Annotated in this window: 8 protein-coding genes and 1 pseudogene; 5 read left to right on the forward strand and 4 right to left on the reverse strand. The window is 73.7% G+C overall.

Features of this window, described 5'->3' with window-relative positions; all coding sequences use genetic code 11:
* A pseudogene (locus ACFW2E_RS20890) lies at positions 1-252 on the reverse strand (aminoglycoside phosphotransferase family protein); the annotation flags it as partial.
* Between the two features lie 260 nt (positions 253-512).
* Here ACFW2E_RS20890 and ACFW2E_RS20895 point away from each other — a divergent pair.
* Complete coding sequence (locus ACFW2E_RS20895) at positions 513-2,006, forward strand: hypothetical protein (protein WP_384468493.1); 1,494 nt, start codon at positions 513-515, stop codon at positions 2,004-2,006.
* A gap of 67 nt (positions 2,007-2,073) precedes the next feature.
* Here the strand turns inward: ACFW2E_RS20895 and ACFW2E_RS20900 are convergent, their stop codons facing one another.
* The gene (locus tag ACFW2E_RS20900) at positions 2,074-3,519 is read right to left on the reverse strand and encodes a PP2C family protein-serine/threonine phosphatase (protein ID WP_384468495.1); all 1,446 of its coding nucleotides are present in this window, start codon (positions 3,517-3,519) and stop codon (positions 2,074-2,076) included.
* Between the two features lie 359 nt (positions 3,520-3,878).
* Between ACFW2E_RS20900 and ACFW2E_RS20905 the strand changes: the two genes are divergently transcribed.
* Positions 3,879-4,292, forward strand: a complete 414-nt coding sequence (locus ACFW2E_RS20905; protein ID WP_384468497.1) for an SsgA family sporulation/cell division regulator — start codon at positions 3,879-3,881, stop codon at positions 4,290-4,292.
* Positions 4,293-4,891: 599 nt separating this feature from the next.
* Here the strand turns inward: ACFW2E_RS20905 and ACFW2E_RS20910 are convergent.
* Together ACFW2E_RS20910 and ACFW2E_RS20915 are read right to left on the reverse strand one after the other, a co-directional pair.
* The gene (locus tag ACFW2E_RS20910; RefSeq protein ID WP_384468499.1) at positions 4,892-5,917 is read right to left on the reverse strand and encodes a Gfo/Idh/MocA family protein; all 1,026 of its coding nucleotides are present in this window, start codon (positions 5,915-5,917) and stop codon (positions 4,892-4,894) included.
* A 66-nt stretch (positions 5,918-5,983) separates the two neighbouring features.
* Positions 5,984-7,078 (reverse strand): chemotaxis protein, encoded by a 1,095-nt coding sequence (locus ACFW2E_RS20915; RefSeq protein WP_384468501.1) that lies wholly within the window; start codon positions 7,076-7,078, stop codon positions 5,984-5,986.
* A 101-nt stretch (positions 7,079-7,179) separates the two neighbouring features.
* Between ACFW2E_RS20915 and ACFW2E_RS20920 the strand changes: the two genes are divergently transcribed.
* From ACFW2E_RS20920 to ACFW2E_RS20930, 3 genes are all read left to right on the forward strand, one after another.
* A complete protein-coding gene (locus ACFW2E_RS20920) occupies positions 7,180-7,593 on the forward strand; it encodes a hypothetical protein (protein WP_384468503.1) in 414 nt (137 codons plus the stop codon).
* A 285-nt stretch (positions 7,594-7,878) separates the two neighbouring features.
* Positions 7,879-9,603 carry a fatty acyl-AMP ligase gene (locus ACFW2E_RS20925; protein WP_384468505.1) on the forward strand — a complete coding sequence of 575 codons (1,725 nt, stop codon included), beginning with the start codon at positions 7,879-7,881 and terminating at the stop codon, positions 9,601-9,603.
* A gap of 260 nt (positions 9,604-9,863) precedes the next feature.
* Positions 9,864-17,136, forward strand: a 7,273-nt coding sequence (locus ACFW2E_RS20930) for an SDR family NAD(P)-dependent oxidoreductase (RefSeq protein ID WP_384468507.1), incomplete at its 3' end; no start/stop codon positions are given.

Consider the following 17,136-nt stretch of genomic DNA (forward strand, 5'->3'; position numbering starts at 1 on the left):
GTGGACGGGAGCGAACTCCGGGCAGTGGGGGTGCACCGCGGCGAGCGGGGGGCGCCGCTGGGCGCCCGGGGGGCGGTACAAGTCGCGTCGCCCGCTGCGGGGTGGGGGGCCGCGCCCCGCGGCGCGCCGCGCCCGGCCCGCGCCCAGCACGGGGGTCCCCGGACGCGCGGGGTCGAGATAGGGGCCGCTGCCCGCCGGACGGGGGCGCAGCGGCCGGGGCGGGGCGGACACGGAGGACGATGCTGCGTACATGGGAGATACAGATCCCTTCGTGTGCCTGCAGTGCCTGCCTTAAGTCCTCGCGCCAGCCCGGCCCGGCCGCCCGGACGGCAGCATCCTGGGGAATGCGTCCGCCCTGTCAGCTGGTGACCGGGTCGGGGTGGCGCGTTCCTACTCGACACCCGATGCCCAGTGGCACACCATCTGGCGCACCCTGGCGAACCGTGGCGAATAGTCGCCCGGCAAGTCTCACCGGGCTACTGTCAACTCAGCCGAGAACCTGGGGGCTTGACGTGAGCGGACAATCCAACACCCGGCTCGCGGACCTGTTCGGCCTGGCCGGCTGGTCCAAGGGCGAACTCGCGAGGCTGGTCAACAAGCAGGCGGCGGCCATGGGCCACCCCCAGCTGTCGACCGACACCTCCCGGGTGCGGCGGTGGATCGACACGGGAGAGATCCCGCGCGATCCGGTGCCGCGGGTGCTGGCGGCCCTGTTCACCGAGCGTCTCGGCCGTGTCGTGACCATTGAGGACCTCGGTCTGGTGCGGCACGGGCGTATGGGGAAACGGCCGGGCGGCGGGAGTGCGGAACATCCCGACGGCGTGCCGTGGGCGCCCGAACGGACTGCCGCGGTCCTCACCGAATTCACGGGAATGGACCTCATGCTCAACCGACGCGGCTTGGTGGGCGCGGGTGCCGCGCTCGCCGCGGGATCCGCACTCAGCAGCGCCATGTACGACTGGCTGCACACCGACCCGACACTCAAGGCCGACGCCCCCGCTCTCAACGACCCCCTGCACGCCGACCCCGCTGGGTTCGACCGCTACGAGGCCGCCCCCATCGGGTCGCAGGAGATCGAGGAACTGGAGCGCTCGGTCGAGGTGTTCCGGGCATGGGACGCGGCCCGCGGCGGCGGGCTGCAGCGCAAGGCGGTGGTGGGCCAGCTCAACGAGGTGGGCGGCATGCTCGCCTACCGCCACCCCGACCATCTCCAGCGGCGCCTGTGGGGCGTCGCGGCCAACCTCGCCGTCCTCGCGGGCTGGATGTCGCACGACGTCGGCCTGGAACCCACGGCCCAGAAGTACTTCGTCATCGCCGCCCATGCGGCCCGTGAGGGCGGTGACCGGCCCCGCGCCGGGGAGGCGCTCTCCAGAGCGGCTCGCCAGATGGTGCACCTCGGCCGGCCGGACGACGCACTCGACCTGATGAAGCTCGCCCAGTCCGGCTCGGGCGACGAGGTGCTGCCGCGCACCCAGGCGATGCTCCACACCATCGAGGCCTGGGCACAGGCGTCGATGGGCAAGGGCCAGGCGATGCGCCGCACCCTCGGACAGGCGGAGGATCTCTTCGTGTCCGACAAGGGAGACGTGCCGCCGCCGAGCTGGATGCAGATGTTCAAGGAGGAGGATCTGTACGGCATGCAGGCCCTGGCCTACCGCACGCTGGCGGAGCACGACCCGAGCGCGGCAGCGCACGCACAGCACTACGCGGAGAAGGCCCTCGCCCTGCGGATCGACGGCCGGCAACGGTCGAAGATCTTCGACTTCCTGTCCATGGCCTCCGCCTGCTTCATCGCGGACGACCCCGAACAGGCGGACCGGTACGCCCGGCTGGCCCTGATGTCGATGGGATCGAACTCCTCCCACCGCACCTGGGACCGGCTGCGCCAGATGTACCGGCTGACCGCCGAGTACGCCGGCTATCCGAAGATCAACGAACTGCGGGAGGAGATCAGGCTCGCGCTGCCGATGCCGAAGGGCAGGGAGGCCGACGGGGCACAGGTGTAACGGGCCGCAGGAGTGCACGGGGGTCTGTGCCCCCGCGTTTCCTGTGAGGTCAGGTCCTTCGTAAGCGTCAGGCGCGGGCGTCGTCCTGTGACGTCACCCTGGCGATGAGCACGCAGGCGTCGTCCTGCCGCTCGATCGCGCCGAACTCCTCCACGACCGTCCGTACGCAGTCCTGTGCGGTACGCGCCGTCCCGAAGCGTTCGGCCAGGTCGAGCAGGCGGTCCAAGGCGTCCGTCCCGCTGTGTCCGGGCACCAGCCCGTCGGTGTGCAGCAGGATCAGGTCGCCGGGCCGTAGGGTCACTTCGGCCTGCCCGTAGGCGGCTCCGGAGGTCGCGCCGAGGAGGACGCCGTCCGGTGCGTTCAGCATGCGCCCCGTCCCGTCGCGGAACAGCAGCGGGGCGGGGTGTCCTGCCTGCGCCCACACCAGAGTGCGGGACGCGGGTCGGTAGCGGCAGCAGACGGCGCTGCCCAGGGCCGGCTGCACGGTGGCGTCGAGTAACTGGTTGAGCAGGGCCATCAGGTGGCCGGGTTCGGTTCCGGCCATCGCCATGCCGCGCAGGGCGCCCAGCAGCATCGCCATGCCCGAGGTGACGGTCACGCCGTGTCCGGTGAGGTCGCCGACGCTCAGCAGGGTGTCGCCGTCGGCCAGTTCGAGCGCGTCGTACCAGTCACCGCCGATCAGCGTGCTCGTCGCGGACGGCAGGTAGTGGGCCGCGAGGTCGAGCGTCTGCGGCCCCCGGCGCGGGAGGCGCAGGGAGCCGCGCCACGGCGGCAGTACGGCCTCCTGCAGCTCGACCGCGAGCCGGTGCTCGGTCTGTGTCTGCTGCCGGTGGCGCTGCAACGAGTCAGAGGTCTCGCGGACCGTCCGCTGACTGCGGCGCAGTTCACTGACGTCCCGCAGCACGGCCCACATGGAGGCGGTGCTGCCGTCGGTGCCGAGCACGGGCTCGCCCATCATGTGCACGGTCCGGACGGCTCCGTCGGGCCGCATGACGCGGAACTCCCCGTCGATCGGCTTGGCGTCGACCAGGCAGTCCGTCACCATCGACGTCAGCCCAGGCCGGTCGTCGTCGAGGACCAATGAGGGCAGTTCGTCGAGGGTCAGGGCGGGGGCGGCCGGGTCGACGCCGAGGATCTCGTACAGCTCCCCGGACCAACTGGCGCCGTCCGTCAGCAGGTTCCACTCAGCGCTGCCGACCCGGCTGAGCAGTGAACCGGGGGCCGCTTCTCCCCGCGCCGCGAGCACGGGGGCCGCCGCCGGCGCCGGCGGCGGGCCGTCCCGCAACTGCGCCAAGTGCTCGTCCAGGTCGTTGAGCTGGTGCAGCGCCAGGTCGTACAGCGCGCGCTGCCAGCGTTCCCGGGGGCCCGTACCGTCCGTACCGTCGTTCTGCGCGTCCCGCCGTACGGCGTCCACGTCGCCCTTGAGCCGCCGCGTCTGCGATATAAGCGCTTCGACCGAGCCACGCCCGGGCGGCTGGGCGGCTGGTCGGTCCGCAGAGAGGTGGGACGGCATGACGCACTCCGATGCGGGACGGTTCGGCCAGGGGGACGGAAGGACCGTTACGACTGTTGCACAGCCCGCGACGCCCTGTAAGGGATTTGGCGACACCCGATCCGGTGGTGCTTCTGGCATATGCCAGAGTCTTCGAAGTGTGACTGACCGGTAGGAATGGAGTATCGGGCGAGGTGAGGCAAGTCGTGGGCACAGTAGGTGACTTGAGCGAATGCCGGGGCCCGGGAGACGGTACTCAAGCGCATGTTCGATATGCATGTGTTCTTCGTGGTCCAGGCCGTGCGGGGTGCGGCGCGAGTCACACCGAACTATGACCGGATTTAGCGCCACGAGAGCGGCCGCTGCGGACTCGTAAAGGCATGGACACCACCTTCGAACAGCCCACCCGGGCCAGCCTGGTCACCCCCGAGGACCGAGAGGTCCCCGTACCCGCCACGCTCCGTTACACCTCCGAGGATCCGCTGGCCGTCTTCATCGACTTCCCGCCCGAATCGACCCTGGACGGCGCATGCGTCACCTGGACCTTCGCGCGCTCCCTCCTCGACGACGGGCTGAGCGCGCCGGCCGGACGCGGGGACGTGCACATCTGGCCGTGCGGCCGCACGCGTACGGTCCTGGAGTTCCACTCGCCGTACGGACTCGCCCTGCTCCAGTTCGACACCCCTGCGCTGCGCCGCTTCCTGCTGCGCACCTATGCCGTGGTGCCGGCCGGACAGGAGGACCTCGGGGCGGTCGTCGAACGCGGACTGAGCGCCCTCTTCGACGGCGTATGAGGCAACTCGCCGCTCCCCGGACGGCTTCGGCTCACGTCCATCTCCGCCTCATCGCACGGTATGGCCCTGACGGTCATCCCCTGCAGCCTTGCGCGCGGTGTGCCGCCCGGGCACCCCTGTGGCGAGGACGGGGCGGACGACACCGGCCGGACGGCGTCCTCGACTTCGCCAACCCGGTTACGGCCCCGTGTCCCCGCCCGCGACGGGCGTCACCGGCCTCGGCACCTGCGGCTCGCTGCCCGACCCCGTCCCGACCGGCAACGCCCTGCCCGCCCAGGAGCCCGGAACCCGCCCCGCGCGCTGCCGTGCCGGCCCGGCGGCCGGCTCGACCGCCCGGAGTTCGGCCCGGCCGGCAGTGTCCTCACCTGGTTCACCATGACCGATCAGCGCGCCACGGTGACGAGGGCGGCACACTTCTCCGTCCCCCCGAACGCCTGCCGCGACACCACACCCCGGCAGTACACGGTCGACCGGGGGGTACCGTCTCGGCTCCATCCGTGCCGGACACGGCGGCGGGAAGTACGACCTCACCATGACCGGGCCCGAGCGCTTGCCGCGCCGCTTCCAGGGCGACGCGACGAAGGCGGGCGCGTCCAGCGTCAGCGGCTGAGCGGGGCGTACAGACCCGGGCGCGGGGCGAGCTCCACGGCCGTGCGGCGGCCGCTCTCCAGTGCCCGGACTCCCGCCTCCGCGACCACGGACGCCGCGTAGCCGTCCCAGACGCTCGGCCCGGTGACGCGCCCCTGCCGGGTGGCGTCGACCCAGTCCTGCACCTCGCGGTCGTAGGCGTCGGCGAACCGGACGAGGTAGTCCTGCGCCACCTCCTCGCGCGCACTGCCCCGCGCGGTCACGACCATGGTGTGCTCGTCGCCGATGCGGGCGCTGCCCGCCTCGCACACGGCCTCGCACCGGACCTCGTAGCCGAAGCCGCAGTTGACGAAGATCTCCACGTCCACCAGGGCGCCGCCCTCCGTCTCGAAGAGCACGAACTGCGGATCGATCAGCCCCTGAGGGGCGCCCGCCGAGGACGCCGGACGCAGCACGGTCACGGCGGTCAGCTCCTGGCCGAGCAGCCAGCGGGCCGCGTCGATCTCGTGCGACACCGAACTGTCGACCAGCATGGCGCTGGTGAAGCCGGGCGGCGAGGAGACGTTGCGGTGGGTGCAGTGCAGCATGAGCGCGCGCCCCAGGGTGCCGCCGTCGAGCAGGGCCTTGAGACGCCGGTACTCGCTGTCGTATCGGCGCATGAACCCGACCTGCGCCAGTCGCCGCCCGAGCCGTGCCTCGGCCTCCACCACCCGGAGCGCTCCGGCGGGGTCCGGCACCATGGGCTTCTCGCACAGCACGGGCAGACCGCGTGCGAAGGCCGCGAGCAGCGCATCCTCGTGCGCGGGGCCGGGGGAGGCGATCAGGACGGCTTCGACGCCGGGCGCGTCCAGCGCGGACACCGTGTCCGTGTGCACGGCGACCCCGTCCAGGCCGGCGACCGCCGCTTCGGCACGCCCGGCGTCGGGATCGGCCACCGCGGCGACCCTGGCTCCGCTCACCGTACGGTCCAGGCGCCGTATGTGATCGGCCCCCATGTTTCCGGCACCCAGTACGGCCACGCCCAGCAGGTCACCCACGCGCGCACTCCCTCTCACCCGACGATCACGCGTAGCGTACGCCGCCGGGCGGAGCGCCCCGTGGCCTCAGTAGCGCAGCACTCCCGCGATCCCGTCCTCGTCGCCCAGGGTGCCGTCCGGCACGAAGCGGACGTCGGCACCGGTCTCCAGGCACTGCTCGACGATCTCGTCCACGATGTCCTCGCGGGCGTCGAGGTCGCCGCTCTCCGCCGGGATCAGATGGTCGCCGTCGTCACGGACGGTGATGCGGTAGTTCTCCTCGACGGCGAGCAGCCGGACACGGCCCTCACGGGCGCTCTGCCAGACCTCGTCGACACCGGCGGCGAACTCCTTGCGTCCCCGGGCCGAGTCCAGCTCCCGGGCCACGGTGTCGGTGGCCTTCCGGGCCGCCGCTTCGACCGTCGGCCGTATCGCCTGCCACACGGCGTCGGGAGTACCGTTCGCCAGGCCGCCGTGCGGTACGTGGACGGCGTCCCTGATGGCGCTGCCGACCTCGTCGAGCGCCGACAGGGCCGCCTGCTCGCCGGTGACGAACAGCGGCCTCGGGGCGTCGCGCAGGAGCGCTGTCAGGGCCGTGTCGGCATCGCGCAGGAAGCGGCGGGTGCCCTCGTCGCGGAACGTGCTCGGGATGTCGCCGATCTGTTCCTGGCGCTCGGCGTCGAAGTTCTCGCGGTCCCTGGTCATCGGGAAGCCGCCGGAGTGGTCCTCGGTCACCCGCTCGGGGCCGCCGCTCCACAGGGTGATGCGGTCGGCGGAGACCGACAGCACCCAGAAGGGCCGCTCGGCGGCCCGGGCGGAGACGAGGTTGCGGGTGAGGAAGGTGTCCGAGAGGACGACCCGTTCGGGCACGGTGCGGCCGAGCGACCACACCTGGTGCTCACCCGGGGCGGCGAAGATCACCAGGCCGTCCTCGGCGTGCGCCAGGTCCACCTCGGCGAGGGCCCGGTCGAGCTGCTCGATGACGTCGGTGCGTCGCTCCCGGGTGACCGAGGGGTCGGACTCCAGCTGCTTCTTGGCCTCGGCCACGACGTTGCGCAGCCGGACCGGATCCTGGGTGTTCTCTGGCTCGCGGCGATGGGTCGGCGTCAGCACGGAAACGGCGGGATAGGGGCGCGGACGCCGCAGCTCGGCGAGGTTCACGGGACTGAGTGCGTGCTCCATAAGAGCACGATAGGACCGATTCACCGATGGGGCATTTGGGGTAATCATCGTCATGTGCGAACAGATGGCCTCGCGGTCCTGGGCACGGATGGTCGCAGGAGGTGATCGCGGTGGCCCGGCTCGTCGTCGACGGGGAGGACATGGTCCTCCGGCTCGCCCTGCGGGAGCGGCTCCTGGCCCGGCGTCGCGAGGTCCGTGTGCCGCTCGCGGCCGTCCGTGAGGTGGCCGTCGAGCCGGACTGGTGGCGCGGGCTGCGCGGAGAGCCGCGTTCCGGCCGGTGGCTGCCCGACCGCTTCTGTGTGGGGCAGTGGCGGCACTCCGAGGGTCTGGACTTCGTCGCCGTGCGCGAGCACGGCCCGGTCGTGGTCGTCGACCTGTGGCCGCCGGCGCCCTTCGCCCGGCTCGCGGTGTCCGCGGCCGACGCCGAAGGCGTCGCGCGAACGATCCGGCGGGTGGCACGGACGGGCGGTGTGGGGCGGGGACGACGTGAAACCCGTCACCCGGCCGTCGTGTGAATCCCCTCGTCATGCGCCGTCCACCTGCCAAACCTCCGTGGATACAAAGCGTTTACGTGTGTTCGGCATTTCGATCAATCGATAGTTGCTAGGGTGCTACTTGCCGGTAGCAAGCTGAAGCGGGGATGACTGGAAGTCGCCCGACCTGCGACTCCGGCGGCGGGGGTGCCGAGTCGAACAGCCTGGCAAGGGGGCCGGGTTGGCGGCGGCTCGTGCGTACACGCGTGACGCGTCCCTCGAACGCCAGTTCCCTGCCCGCCTATTCAGACAGGTGAGACTCGTCCTATGGCACGTTCCCTGGTCGACTTACTGACCACGCACGCCTCGATCCATCCTGACCGGACCGCCTACCGCTACCTCGTCACGGGCGACACCGAGGGAGAAGTGCAGCACCTCACCTACGGGCGCCTCGCCGCCCGTTCCCGGGCCGTCGCCGCCTGGCTGCAGGAGCACGGGCTTGCCGGTTCCCGCGCGATGCTGCTGTACCCGCCCGGCCTGGAGTTCATCAGCGGCTACCTGGGCTGTCTCTCGGCCGGCGTGGTCGCCGTACCGGGCGTGCCCCCGCAGGGCCGGTCCCAGAACCACCGGGCCCTGACCCGCATGAAGCGCCTGATGGCCGACGCGGACGCCAAGGTCATCCTCGGCGGCCGCGAGGTGATCGCCGCCCTGGACGGCATGGCACAGCACCTGCCCGAACTGGACGGCATCGCCCGGATCGCCACCGAGGACATACCCGACGAGGCGGCCGCCGCCTGGCGCGAACCCGAACTCACCGCGGAATCGGTCGCGTTCCTCCAGTACACCTCCGGCTCCACGTCGGCCCCGCGCGGCGTGGCCGTCACCCACGCGAACCTGCTCGCCAACGAGCGGGTCATCACCGAGCGGATGGGCCACACCCCGGACGCGATCGCGGAGCACCGGAACGAACTGATCGTCAGCTGGCTCCCCGTCTACCACGACATGGGCCTGATGGGCCCAATCCTCAACACCCTGTACCTCGGCGTCACCGCCACCCTCTTCTCACCGCTGCACTTCCTGCAGCAGCCCGCGCGCTGGCTGACCGCCGTCAGCCGCTACCGCCCGCACACCAGCGGCGGACCCAACTTCGCCTACGAGCTGTGCCTGAAGCACGCCACCCCGGACCTGCTTGACACCCTCGACCTCAGATCCTGGAAGGTCGCCTTCAACGGCGCCGAACCGGTACGCGCGGCCACCCTGCGCCGGTTCGCCGACACCTTCGGCGAGGCGGGCTTCCGCCGCGAGGCCCTCTACCCCTGCTACGGCCTGGCCGAGGCCACCCTCATGGTCACCGGCGGTTCGGTGGACACCCCGCCCACGCTGCTGGAACCCGACGCGACCGGACCGCACGCGGGCGAGACGGACGCGGCGGCCGTGGGCTGCGGACGCCCCGGCCCCGGCGTGACCGTGGCGATCGCCGACCCGGAACGGCAGGAGGAACTGCCCGAGGGGGAGGTCGGCGAGATATGGGTCGGCGGCGCAGGCGTCGCCAAGGGCTACTGGCGCAACGCCCTCGCCACCCGTGAGACCTTCCGCGCCACGCTCCCCGGCCACGAAGGCCGCTTCCTGCGCACCGGCGACCTCGGATTCCTGCGGGACGGCGAGCTGTTCGTCACCGGCCGCCGCAAGGACCTGATCGTCATCGACGGCCGCAACCACTATCCGCAGGACCTCGAGCTCTCGGCCGAGCTGTCCCACCCGGCCCTGCGGCCCGGCTGCACCGCCGCGTTCTCCGTCGACTCCGGAACGGAGGGCGAACAGGCCGTCCTGGTCGCCGAGTTGTCGCCCGACGCGGCCGGCGAGTCCGAGAAGGTCACCGACCTGGTCCGCAGCGCGATCGGCGAGGCCCACGGCCTGTCGGTGCGCGACGTCGTGCTGGTCCACCCCGGCACCATCCCCAAGACGTCCAGCGGGAAGATCCAGCGCCGCGCCACCCGTGCGGCGTATCTCGACGCCACCCTCGCCACGGTCGGCGAGCCCGGCCAGCTCTGACACCGTCCGCCCCCGGCCCCCCCCTGCGCGCCGGCGGCGCCCCCCCGGGGGCCGCGCCGGCCCTGTGATCCCCCGGCCGGCCGCCGGGGCCCCGTTGGGGGCGGGGGGCGCACCGCCGGTCGCCGAGGCCTGCCCGTCGTCGTCCCCACGGCATGTCCGCCGCACGGCGGTCCACCCTGCCCGCACACCGTCGTCTGCCCCTGCCGCGCGCAGCCGTACGGAATCCGCCTGAGCCCCAGTTCACGAGGACACCTGCCCAGATGCCTGCGAACGAGTCCCCGAAGCAGTCCCCCGAGCCGTCCCCGAAGACCTCCGACGGTGTACGGGCCTGGCTGGTGTCGGCCGTCGCCGAGGCGGCCGGGATCGACCCGCCGGCCGTCGACCCGGACCGCCCGATCGCCGAGTTCGGCATCGGATCACGCCAGTTGGTGACGCTGGCGGCCCGGCTCTCCGAGTGGACCGGCCAGACCCTGGAACCGTCCCTGGTCTTCAACCACCCCACCATCACGGCCATCACCGAAGCGGTACTCGAACCGCCCGCCGCCACCGTGCCGCCGACGAACCCCGTGCCGCCGACGAACCCCGGGCCGCCGACGAACCCCGTGCCGGAGCGGGTCCCGGCGGGCGCGGACGAGGAGGTGGCCATCGTCTCCATGGCCTGCCGCTTCCCCGGCGGCGCCGACGACCCCGAGGCGCTGTGGCGGCTGCTCGCCGCGGGCCGGGACGCCGTCTGCGAGGTCCCGGCGGGCCGTTGGGACACGCACGCGCTGCTCGACCCCGACCCGGAGGCGACCGGCAGGGCGTACACCCTCAGCGGCGGCTTCCTGGACGGCATCGACCGCTTCGACGCGGCCTTCTTCGGGATATCCCCGCGCGAGGCCGCCGCCATGGACCCGCAGCAGCGGCTGCTCCTGCAGACGGCCTGGGAAACGCTGGAGCGCGCGGGCATCGTCCCGGACACGCTCAGCGGCACCTCCACGGGCGTCTACATCGGCCTCTACGACAGCGGATACCTCGCCGCCGCCTCGCTCGGCCAGCTCGACGGGCACGTCGGCACCGGCACGGCGACCAGCGTGGCCTCCGGGCGCATCGCCTACACCCTCGGCCTCCAGGGCCCCGCGGTGACCGTCGACACCGCCTGCTCCTCCTCGCTGGTCGCCCTGCACCTGGCGGCGCGTGCGCTGGCGAGCGGCGAGTGCGACCTGGCCCTCGCCGGCGGCGCCACGCTGCTCGTCACACCCCGCGGGCACGTCGAGTTCAGCAGGCTGCGCGGGCTGTCGCCGTCCGGGCGGTGCAGCCCGTTCTCGGCCGACGCGGACGGTGTCGTGTGGGCCGAGGGCTGCGGGCTGGTGCTGCTCAAGCGGCTCGCGGACGCGCGCCGGGACGGCGACCGGGTACTGGCCGTCGTCAAGGGCTCGGCGATCAACCAGGACGGCCGCAGCCAGGGCCTCAGCGCGCCCAACGGCCCGGCCCAGGAACGAGTGCTGCGCGCCGCCCTGGACGCCGCCGGACTCGCACCGCACGACCTGGACTACGTCGAGACGCACGGCACCGGCACCCGGCTGGGCGACCCGATCGAGGGCCGGGCGCTGGCCAACGTGTTCGGCCCGGGCAGGCCCGCCGACCGGCCGCTCGGCATCGGCTCCCTGAAGTCCAACATCGGTCACACCCAGGCCGCGGCGGGCATCGGCGGCGTCATCAAGACCGTGCTGGCCCTCGGCCACGAACGCATACCCGCCTCGCTGCACGCCGAGACCCTCACCGGGCACATCGACTGGAGCGGCAGCGGCCTGCGCGTACGCGCCGCGGCCGAGGCATGGCCGCGGGAGCCCGGCCGGGTGCGGCGGGCCGGAGTGAGCGCCTTCGGGATCAGCGGCACGAACGCCCACGTGGTGCTGGAGGAGGCACCACGGGAACCAGAACCGGACACCACGGCGGAGCTGCCCGGCAGCGGCCTCTTCCCGCTCTCCGCGCGCAGCCTGCCCGCCCTGCGCGGCCAGGCAGCCCGCCTCCTCGAAGCACTCGAGGCGCGGCCGGAACTGCCCCTGGCCGACGTGGCCGCGACCCTCACCCACCACCGCACCCACTTCGAGCAGCGAGCCGTCGTCCGGGCGGACCGCCGCGAGGAACTCCTCACCGCCCTGCGCGCCCTGGCGGAGGGGCAGGACGACCCCGACCGGACCGCCGGCCCCCGGCAGGTGCTGCCGGCCGGCAAGGTGGCCTTCGTCTTCCCGGGCCAGGGCGCCCAGTGGACCGGCATGGCCCGCGACCTGCTCGACCGGAACCCGGTGTTCGCGGACGAACTCGACCGCTGCGACGCCGCCCTGCGCCCGTTCACCGAGTGGTCCGTGGCGTCGGTGCTGCGCGGCGACGCCAAAGCCCCGTCCCTGGACCGCGTGGACGTCGTCCAGCCGGTGCTGTTCGCGGTGATGGTGTCACTGGCCGCCGTGTGGCGGGCCCGGGGTGTCCGGCCCGACGCCGTGATCGGGCACAGCCAGGGCGAGGTCGCCGCCGCCTGTGTCGCCGGAGCGCTCAGCCTCAACGACGCGGCGGCCGTGGTCGCCCTGCGCAGCCGGGCACTGACGGAGCTGTCCGGCACCGGCACCATGGCCGTCGTCGCCCTGCCCCGCACCGAGGTGGAGGCCCTGCTCCCCGAGGGCGTCGCCGTCGCGGCGGTGAACAGCGGCCGCTCCACCGTGGTCGCCGGTGACGTGGCGCCCGTGGAGGCCCTGCTCGCCGGCCTCGAGGCCCGGCAGGTCTTCGTCCGCCGCCTCGACGTCGACTACGCCTCCCACACTGCCCGGGTCGAACCGGTCCGCGCGACGATCCTCGACGAACTCGACGGCGTCACCACCTGCCCGACCTCCGTCGCCTGGTACTCCACCGTCACCGCAGAGCCCGTCACCGGGGAGCTGGAGGCCGACTACTGGTACACCAACCTGCGTGAACCGGTGCGCTTCGCGCCGACCGTGGCGCGGATGGCGGCCGACGGCTACCGCCACTTCGTCGAACTCAGCCCCCACCCGGCCCTGCTCACGGCCGTGCGCACGGTCGGCGAGGAGTGCGGCCACGAGCTGCTCGCCGTCGGCTCGCTGCGCCGCGACGAGGAGGGCCCCGGCTGCCTGGACCGGGCCACCGCCGAACTGCACGTCCACGGACGGAACATCGACGGGCGCCGCCCGGTCGCCGGCACCGCGCCCGCCGACCTGCCGACCTACGCGTGGGACACACAGCGCCACTGGACCGAACCCGAGTCGGGAACGGGCGGTCCCGGTCTGCTCGACCGTGCCGCGCACCCGCTGCTCGGCATCCAGCTCCAGTCGGCCGACGAGACCCGTTGGACCTTCCGCGACGAGTGGTCCCCGGCCACCGCCGACTGGCTTCCCGACCACGCCGTGTTCGGCCGGACCGTGGTCTCCGGCACGACCCTGCTGGAGCTGTGCCGCGCGGCCCTCACCGTGGCACGTCCCGGCGTCCCGGCCGACGTCACCGACCTGTTCCTGCTCAGCCCCCTCGTGCTGCCCGCCTCCCACACCGTCGAGGTGTCCGTCGAGGTGGTCACCGCCGGTCCCGAACCGGAGATCACCGTGCACAGCCGCCCGCGCGGCGCGGACACCACCGGCTGGACCCTGCACGCCACCGCCTCGGCGGCCGAGCCCGCACCCGTCGCGGCGGGGCGGCCACCTGCGTGGCCGGAGACGCCCGAAGAGGCCTGGACCCCTGGGACGTACGACCGTCTCGGCGCGCTCGGACTGGGCTACGGACCCGCCTTCCAGGGCGTACGGTCGGCCGTCCCGACCGGCGACGGCACCCTCCTCGCGCGCCTCTCGCTGCCGTCCGCCGCCCGTGACGTGGCCGACCCCTACCCGGTCCACCCGGCCCTGCTCGATGCGGCACTGCAGGTCGCCGCCGCCTTCGGGACGGACGGCGAGCGGGTGCTCCTCCCGGTCGCGGTGGGCCGCTGCGTCCTGCCGCCCGGCGGCGCCACCGACCTGACCGCGTCCGTACGGCGTACCGGCGGATCCGCCACCGACCTCACGCTCGACGTGACGCTCTGGGACCCCGACGGTCTTCCCGCGGGCCGCCTGGAAGGCGTACGGCTGAGGGCGGCCGACCCGGCCGACCTCGACGCCGGCTCCGAGAACGCGCGGCACCTCTACGAGGTCGCCTGGACGGCCCTGCCCGCCGAGGCGGCCGGCCGGCCGGGCTGCGTGTGGACGGTCGCCGCCCACCGGTCCGACCCCCAGGTCGCGGCCGCGCTCCGCGGCCTCGGCATGGCTGGGGCCGAGGTGCGCGAGAGCGGCGCCGATGTCGTCGTACGGTTCTGGCCGCGTCCGGCCGCGGACGCCGAACCCGCCCTCGTGGCACGGGAGACGGCCGCCGCGGCACTGGACGAGCTGCACGCGCTGCTCGCCCTGCCCGCGGACGAGGCACCCTCCCGGACCGTGTGGGTGACCCGCGACGCGGTCGCCGCCGCCGACGGCGACACCGTGGCCGGCTACGCCCGCTCGGTCCTGTGGGGCCTGGCACGCAGCGCCCGCGCCGAGCACCCGGAACTCGGGCTGGCCCTGCTCGACCTCGACGACTCGGACCCGGCGGACGCCCTGCGCATCGCCCAGGCCTGCCCCGACGAACCCGAACTCGCCCTCCGCTCCGGCGCTTTGCTCGCGCCCAGGCTGGTGCGCGCCCGTCCCGCGGACACGGTCCGGGTCCCGGCGGGAGACCGGTACGAGCTGAGCCTCGCGGACGAGCCTGCCCTGCGCACCGCGCAGCGCCGGCCGCTGGGACCCGGCCAGGTGCGGATCCAGGTCCACGCCCTCGAGCTCCCCGGGCCGGACGCGGCACCCACCGCATGCGCCGGAGTCCTGACCGAGGTCGCCGCCGACGTCGAGGGACTCGCCCCCGGCCTGCGGGTGAGCGCCCCGGCCGGTAGCGCTCCCGGCTCCGAGACGGTGGCCGGCGCGTCGCGGGTCACGGTGCTCGCCGACGAGGTGCCGTTCACCGCCGCGGCCGCCTCCACCGGGCACGCCGGCGTCCTCCATGTCACCGCCGTCCGCGAGGCGATGCGCCGCCGGGCCGCGTCCGGCGGCCCCGTGGTCCTCGACCTGGCCGGCACCCCCGCCCTGGTCCGCACCGACGGCACCGTCCTGATCACCGGCGGACTCGGCGCCGTCGGCCGCCACATCGCCCGTCTGCTCGCCGAGAACGGCGTCCGGCGCCTGCTCCTCACATCTCGTCAGGGGTCCGCAGACCCTCGTACCGACGAGGTCACCACCGAGCTGACCGCGCTCGGCGCCGAGGTAGCGGTGGCCGCGTGCGACGTCGCGGACGCGACGGCGGTGGCCGACCTGCTCGCCGGGATCGGCGCGCAGACCCCCCTGCGCGGTGTCGTGCACTGCGCCGGTGTCCTGGACGACGGAGTGGTCGCCGAGCTGACGCACGAGCGGCTCGCGCGTGTGCTGAGACCCAAGACGGACGGCGCCGCCCACCTGCACCGGCTCACCGCGGACGCGTCCCTCGACCTGTTCCTGCTGGTCTCCTCCGCCGCCGGTGTCGTCGGCAACGCCGGCCAGGGCAACTACGCGGCCGCCAACGTCTTCCTGGACCAACTGGCCCACCACCGGCGCTCCCTGGGCCTGCCCGGCGTCTCCGTCTCCTTCGGCGCGTGGGCGGGCGAGGGCCTCGCCGCCGAACACGCCGACCTGGAGCGGATGGCCCGCCTCGGCCATCGCGCCCTCACCCCCGACCAGGGCCGTGACCTGGTCGAGCTGTCCCTGCGGCGCGGCGCACCGCATCTGGTGGCCTGGGCCCTGGACCTGCCGCGCCTGCGCGAGCACACCGCCGGGTCCGCGCTGTGGCGGTCGCTGCTGCCCGAGCCCGCCACCGCCCGCGACGCCGGCGACGGCCTCGCCGACCGACTGGCCCGGCTGCCCGAGGCCGAGCGCGCCGAGCGCGTCCTCGCCCTGGTGCGCGACGAGATCTCCCGTGCCCTCGGCCTGCGTTCGGCGCAGTCCGTCCGCCCCGACCAGCCGCTGCGCGACCTCGGCATGGACTCCGTGACCGCCGTCGAACTCCGCAACCGCATCTCCACCCGCATCGGCGCCCGGCTCCCCGCCACGCTGCTCTTCGACCACCCCACCGCGGACCGCCTGGCCGGCCACCTGCTGGCCAACGTCCTCACGGCGGACGGCGGCCGCACCGCCGCCCGGACCGCGCCCGCCGCGGCCCGCCCCGGCGCACCCGCGACCGACGAGCCGATCGCCGTGGTGTCCATGGCCTGCCGCCTGCCGGGCGGCGTGAACGACCCGGAGGACCTGTGGCGCCTGGTCGCGGAGGGGCGTGACGCGGTGGGTCCGTTCCCGGCGGGACGCTGGGACGTGGAGTCGCTGTACGACCCCGATCCGGACGCCCTCGGCAAGACGTACGCCCGCGAGGGCGGCTTCCTGGACGACATCGAGTCCTTCGACCCGGGCTTCTTCGGCATCACCCCGAAGGAGGCCGCCGCGATGGACCCCCAGCAGCGGCTGCTGCTGGAGACGTCGTGGGAGGCGCTGGAGCGCGCCGGTATCGTGCCCGCCGGGCTCGCGGGCAGCACCACCGGCGTCTACGTCGGCATGTTCGGCAGCGACTATCTCTCCGGCTCCCGGCTCGACCAGCTGGACGGATACGTCGGCACCGGCTCGGCGCTGAGCGTGGCCTCGGGCCGGCTCGCCTACGCCCTCGGGCTGCACGGACCGGCGATGACCGTCGACACCGCCTGCTCCTCCTCCCTGGTGGCCACCCACCTCGCGGCCCAGGCCCTGCGGACCGGCGAGTGCGACCTCGCGCTGGCCGGCGGCGTGACACTGATGGTCACGCCCCAGACCTTCGTGGAGTTCAGCCGCCTGCGCGGACTGTCCCCGACCGGACGCTGCCGCTCCTTCTCCGACGACGCCGACGGCGCGATCTGGGCCGAGGGCGCCGGCATGCTCGTACTGAAGCGGCTCGGCGACGCCCGCCGCGACGGCGACGAGGTGCTCGCCGTGCTGCGCGGCACCGCCGTCAACCAGGACGGCCGCAGCCAGGGCCTGTCCGCGCCCAACGGGCCCGCACAGGAACAGGTGATCCGGCGCGCCCTGGAACGTTCCGGGCTGGAACCGGCCGACATCGACCACGTGGAGGCCCACGGGACCGGTACCACGCTGGGCGATCCGATCGAGGCGAACGCCCTGGCCGAGGTCTTCGCCGGCTCGCGTCCCGAGGGCCGCCCGCTGTACCTGGGCTCGCTCAAGTCCGGCATCGGGCACGCGCAGGCCGCGTCGGGCGTGGCCGGGCTGATCAAGGTGGTGCAGTCGCTGCGCCACCGGACCCTGCCACGCACCCTGCACGCCGGCACTCCCAGCCGGCACGTCGAGTGGGAGGGCAGCGGACTGCGGCTGCTCCAGGAGCCCGTGGACTGGCCGTCCACGGGGGAGCGGATCAGGCGCGCCGGGATCAGCGCCTTCGGGATCAGCGGCACCAACGCCCATGTGATCGTCGAGGAGGCCCCGCCCG

Origin of the sequence: Streptomyces sp. NPDC058964 (assembly GCF_042741275.1) — a bacterium.
GTDB lineage: Bacteria > Actinomycetota > Actinomycetes > Streptomycetales > Streptomycetaceae > Streptomyces.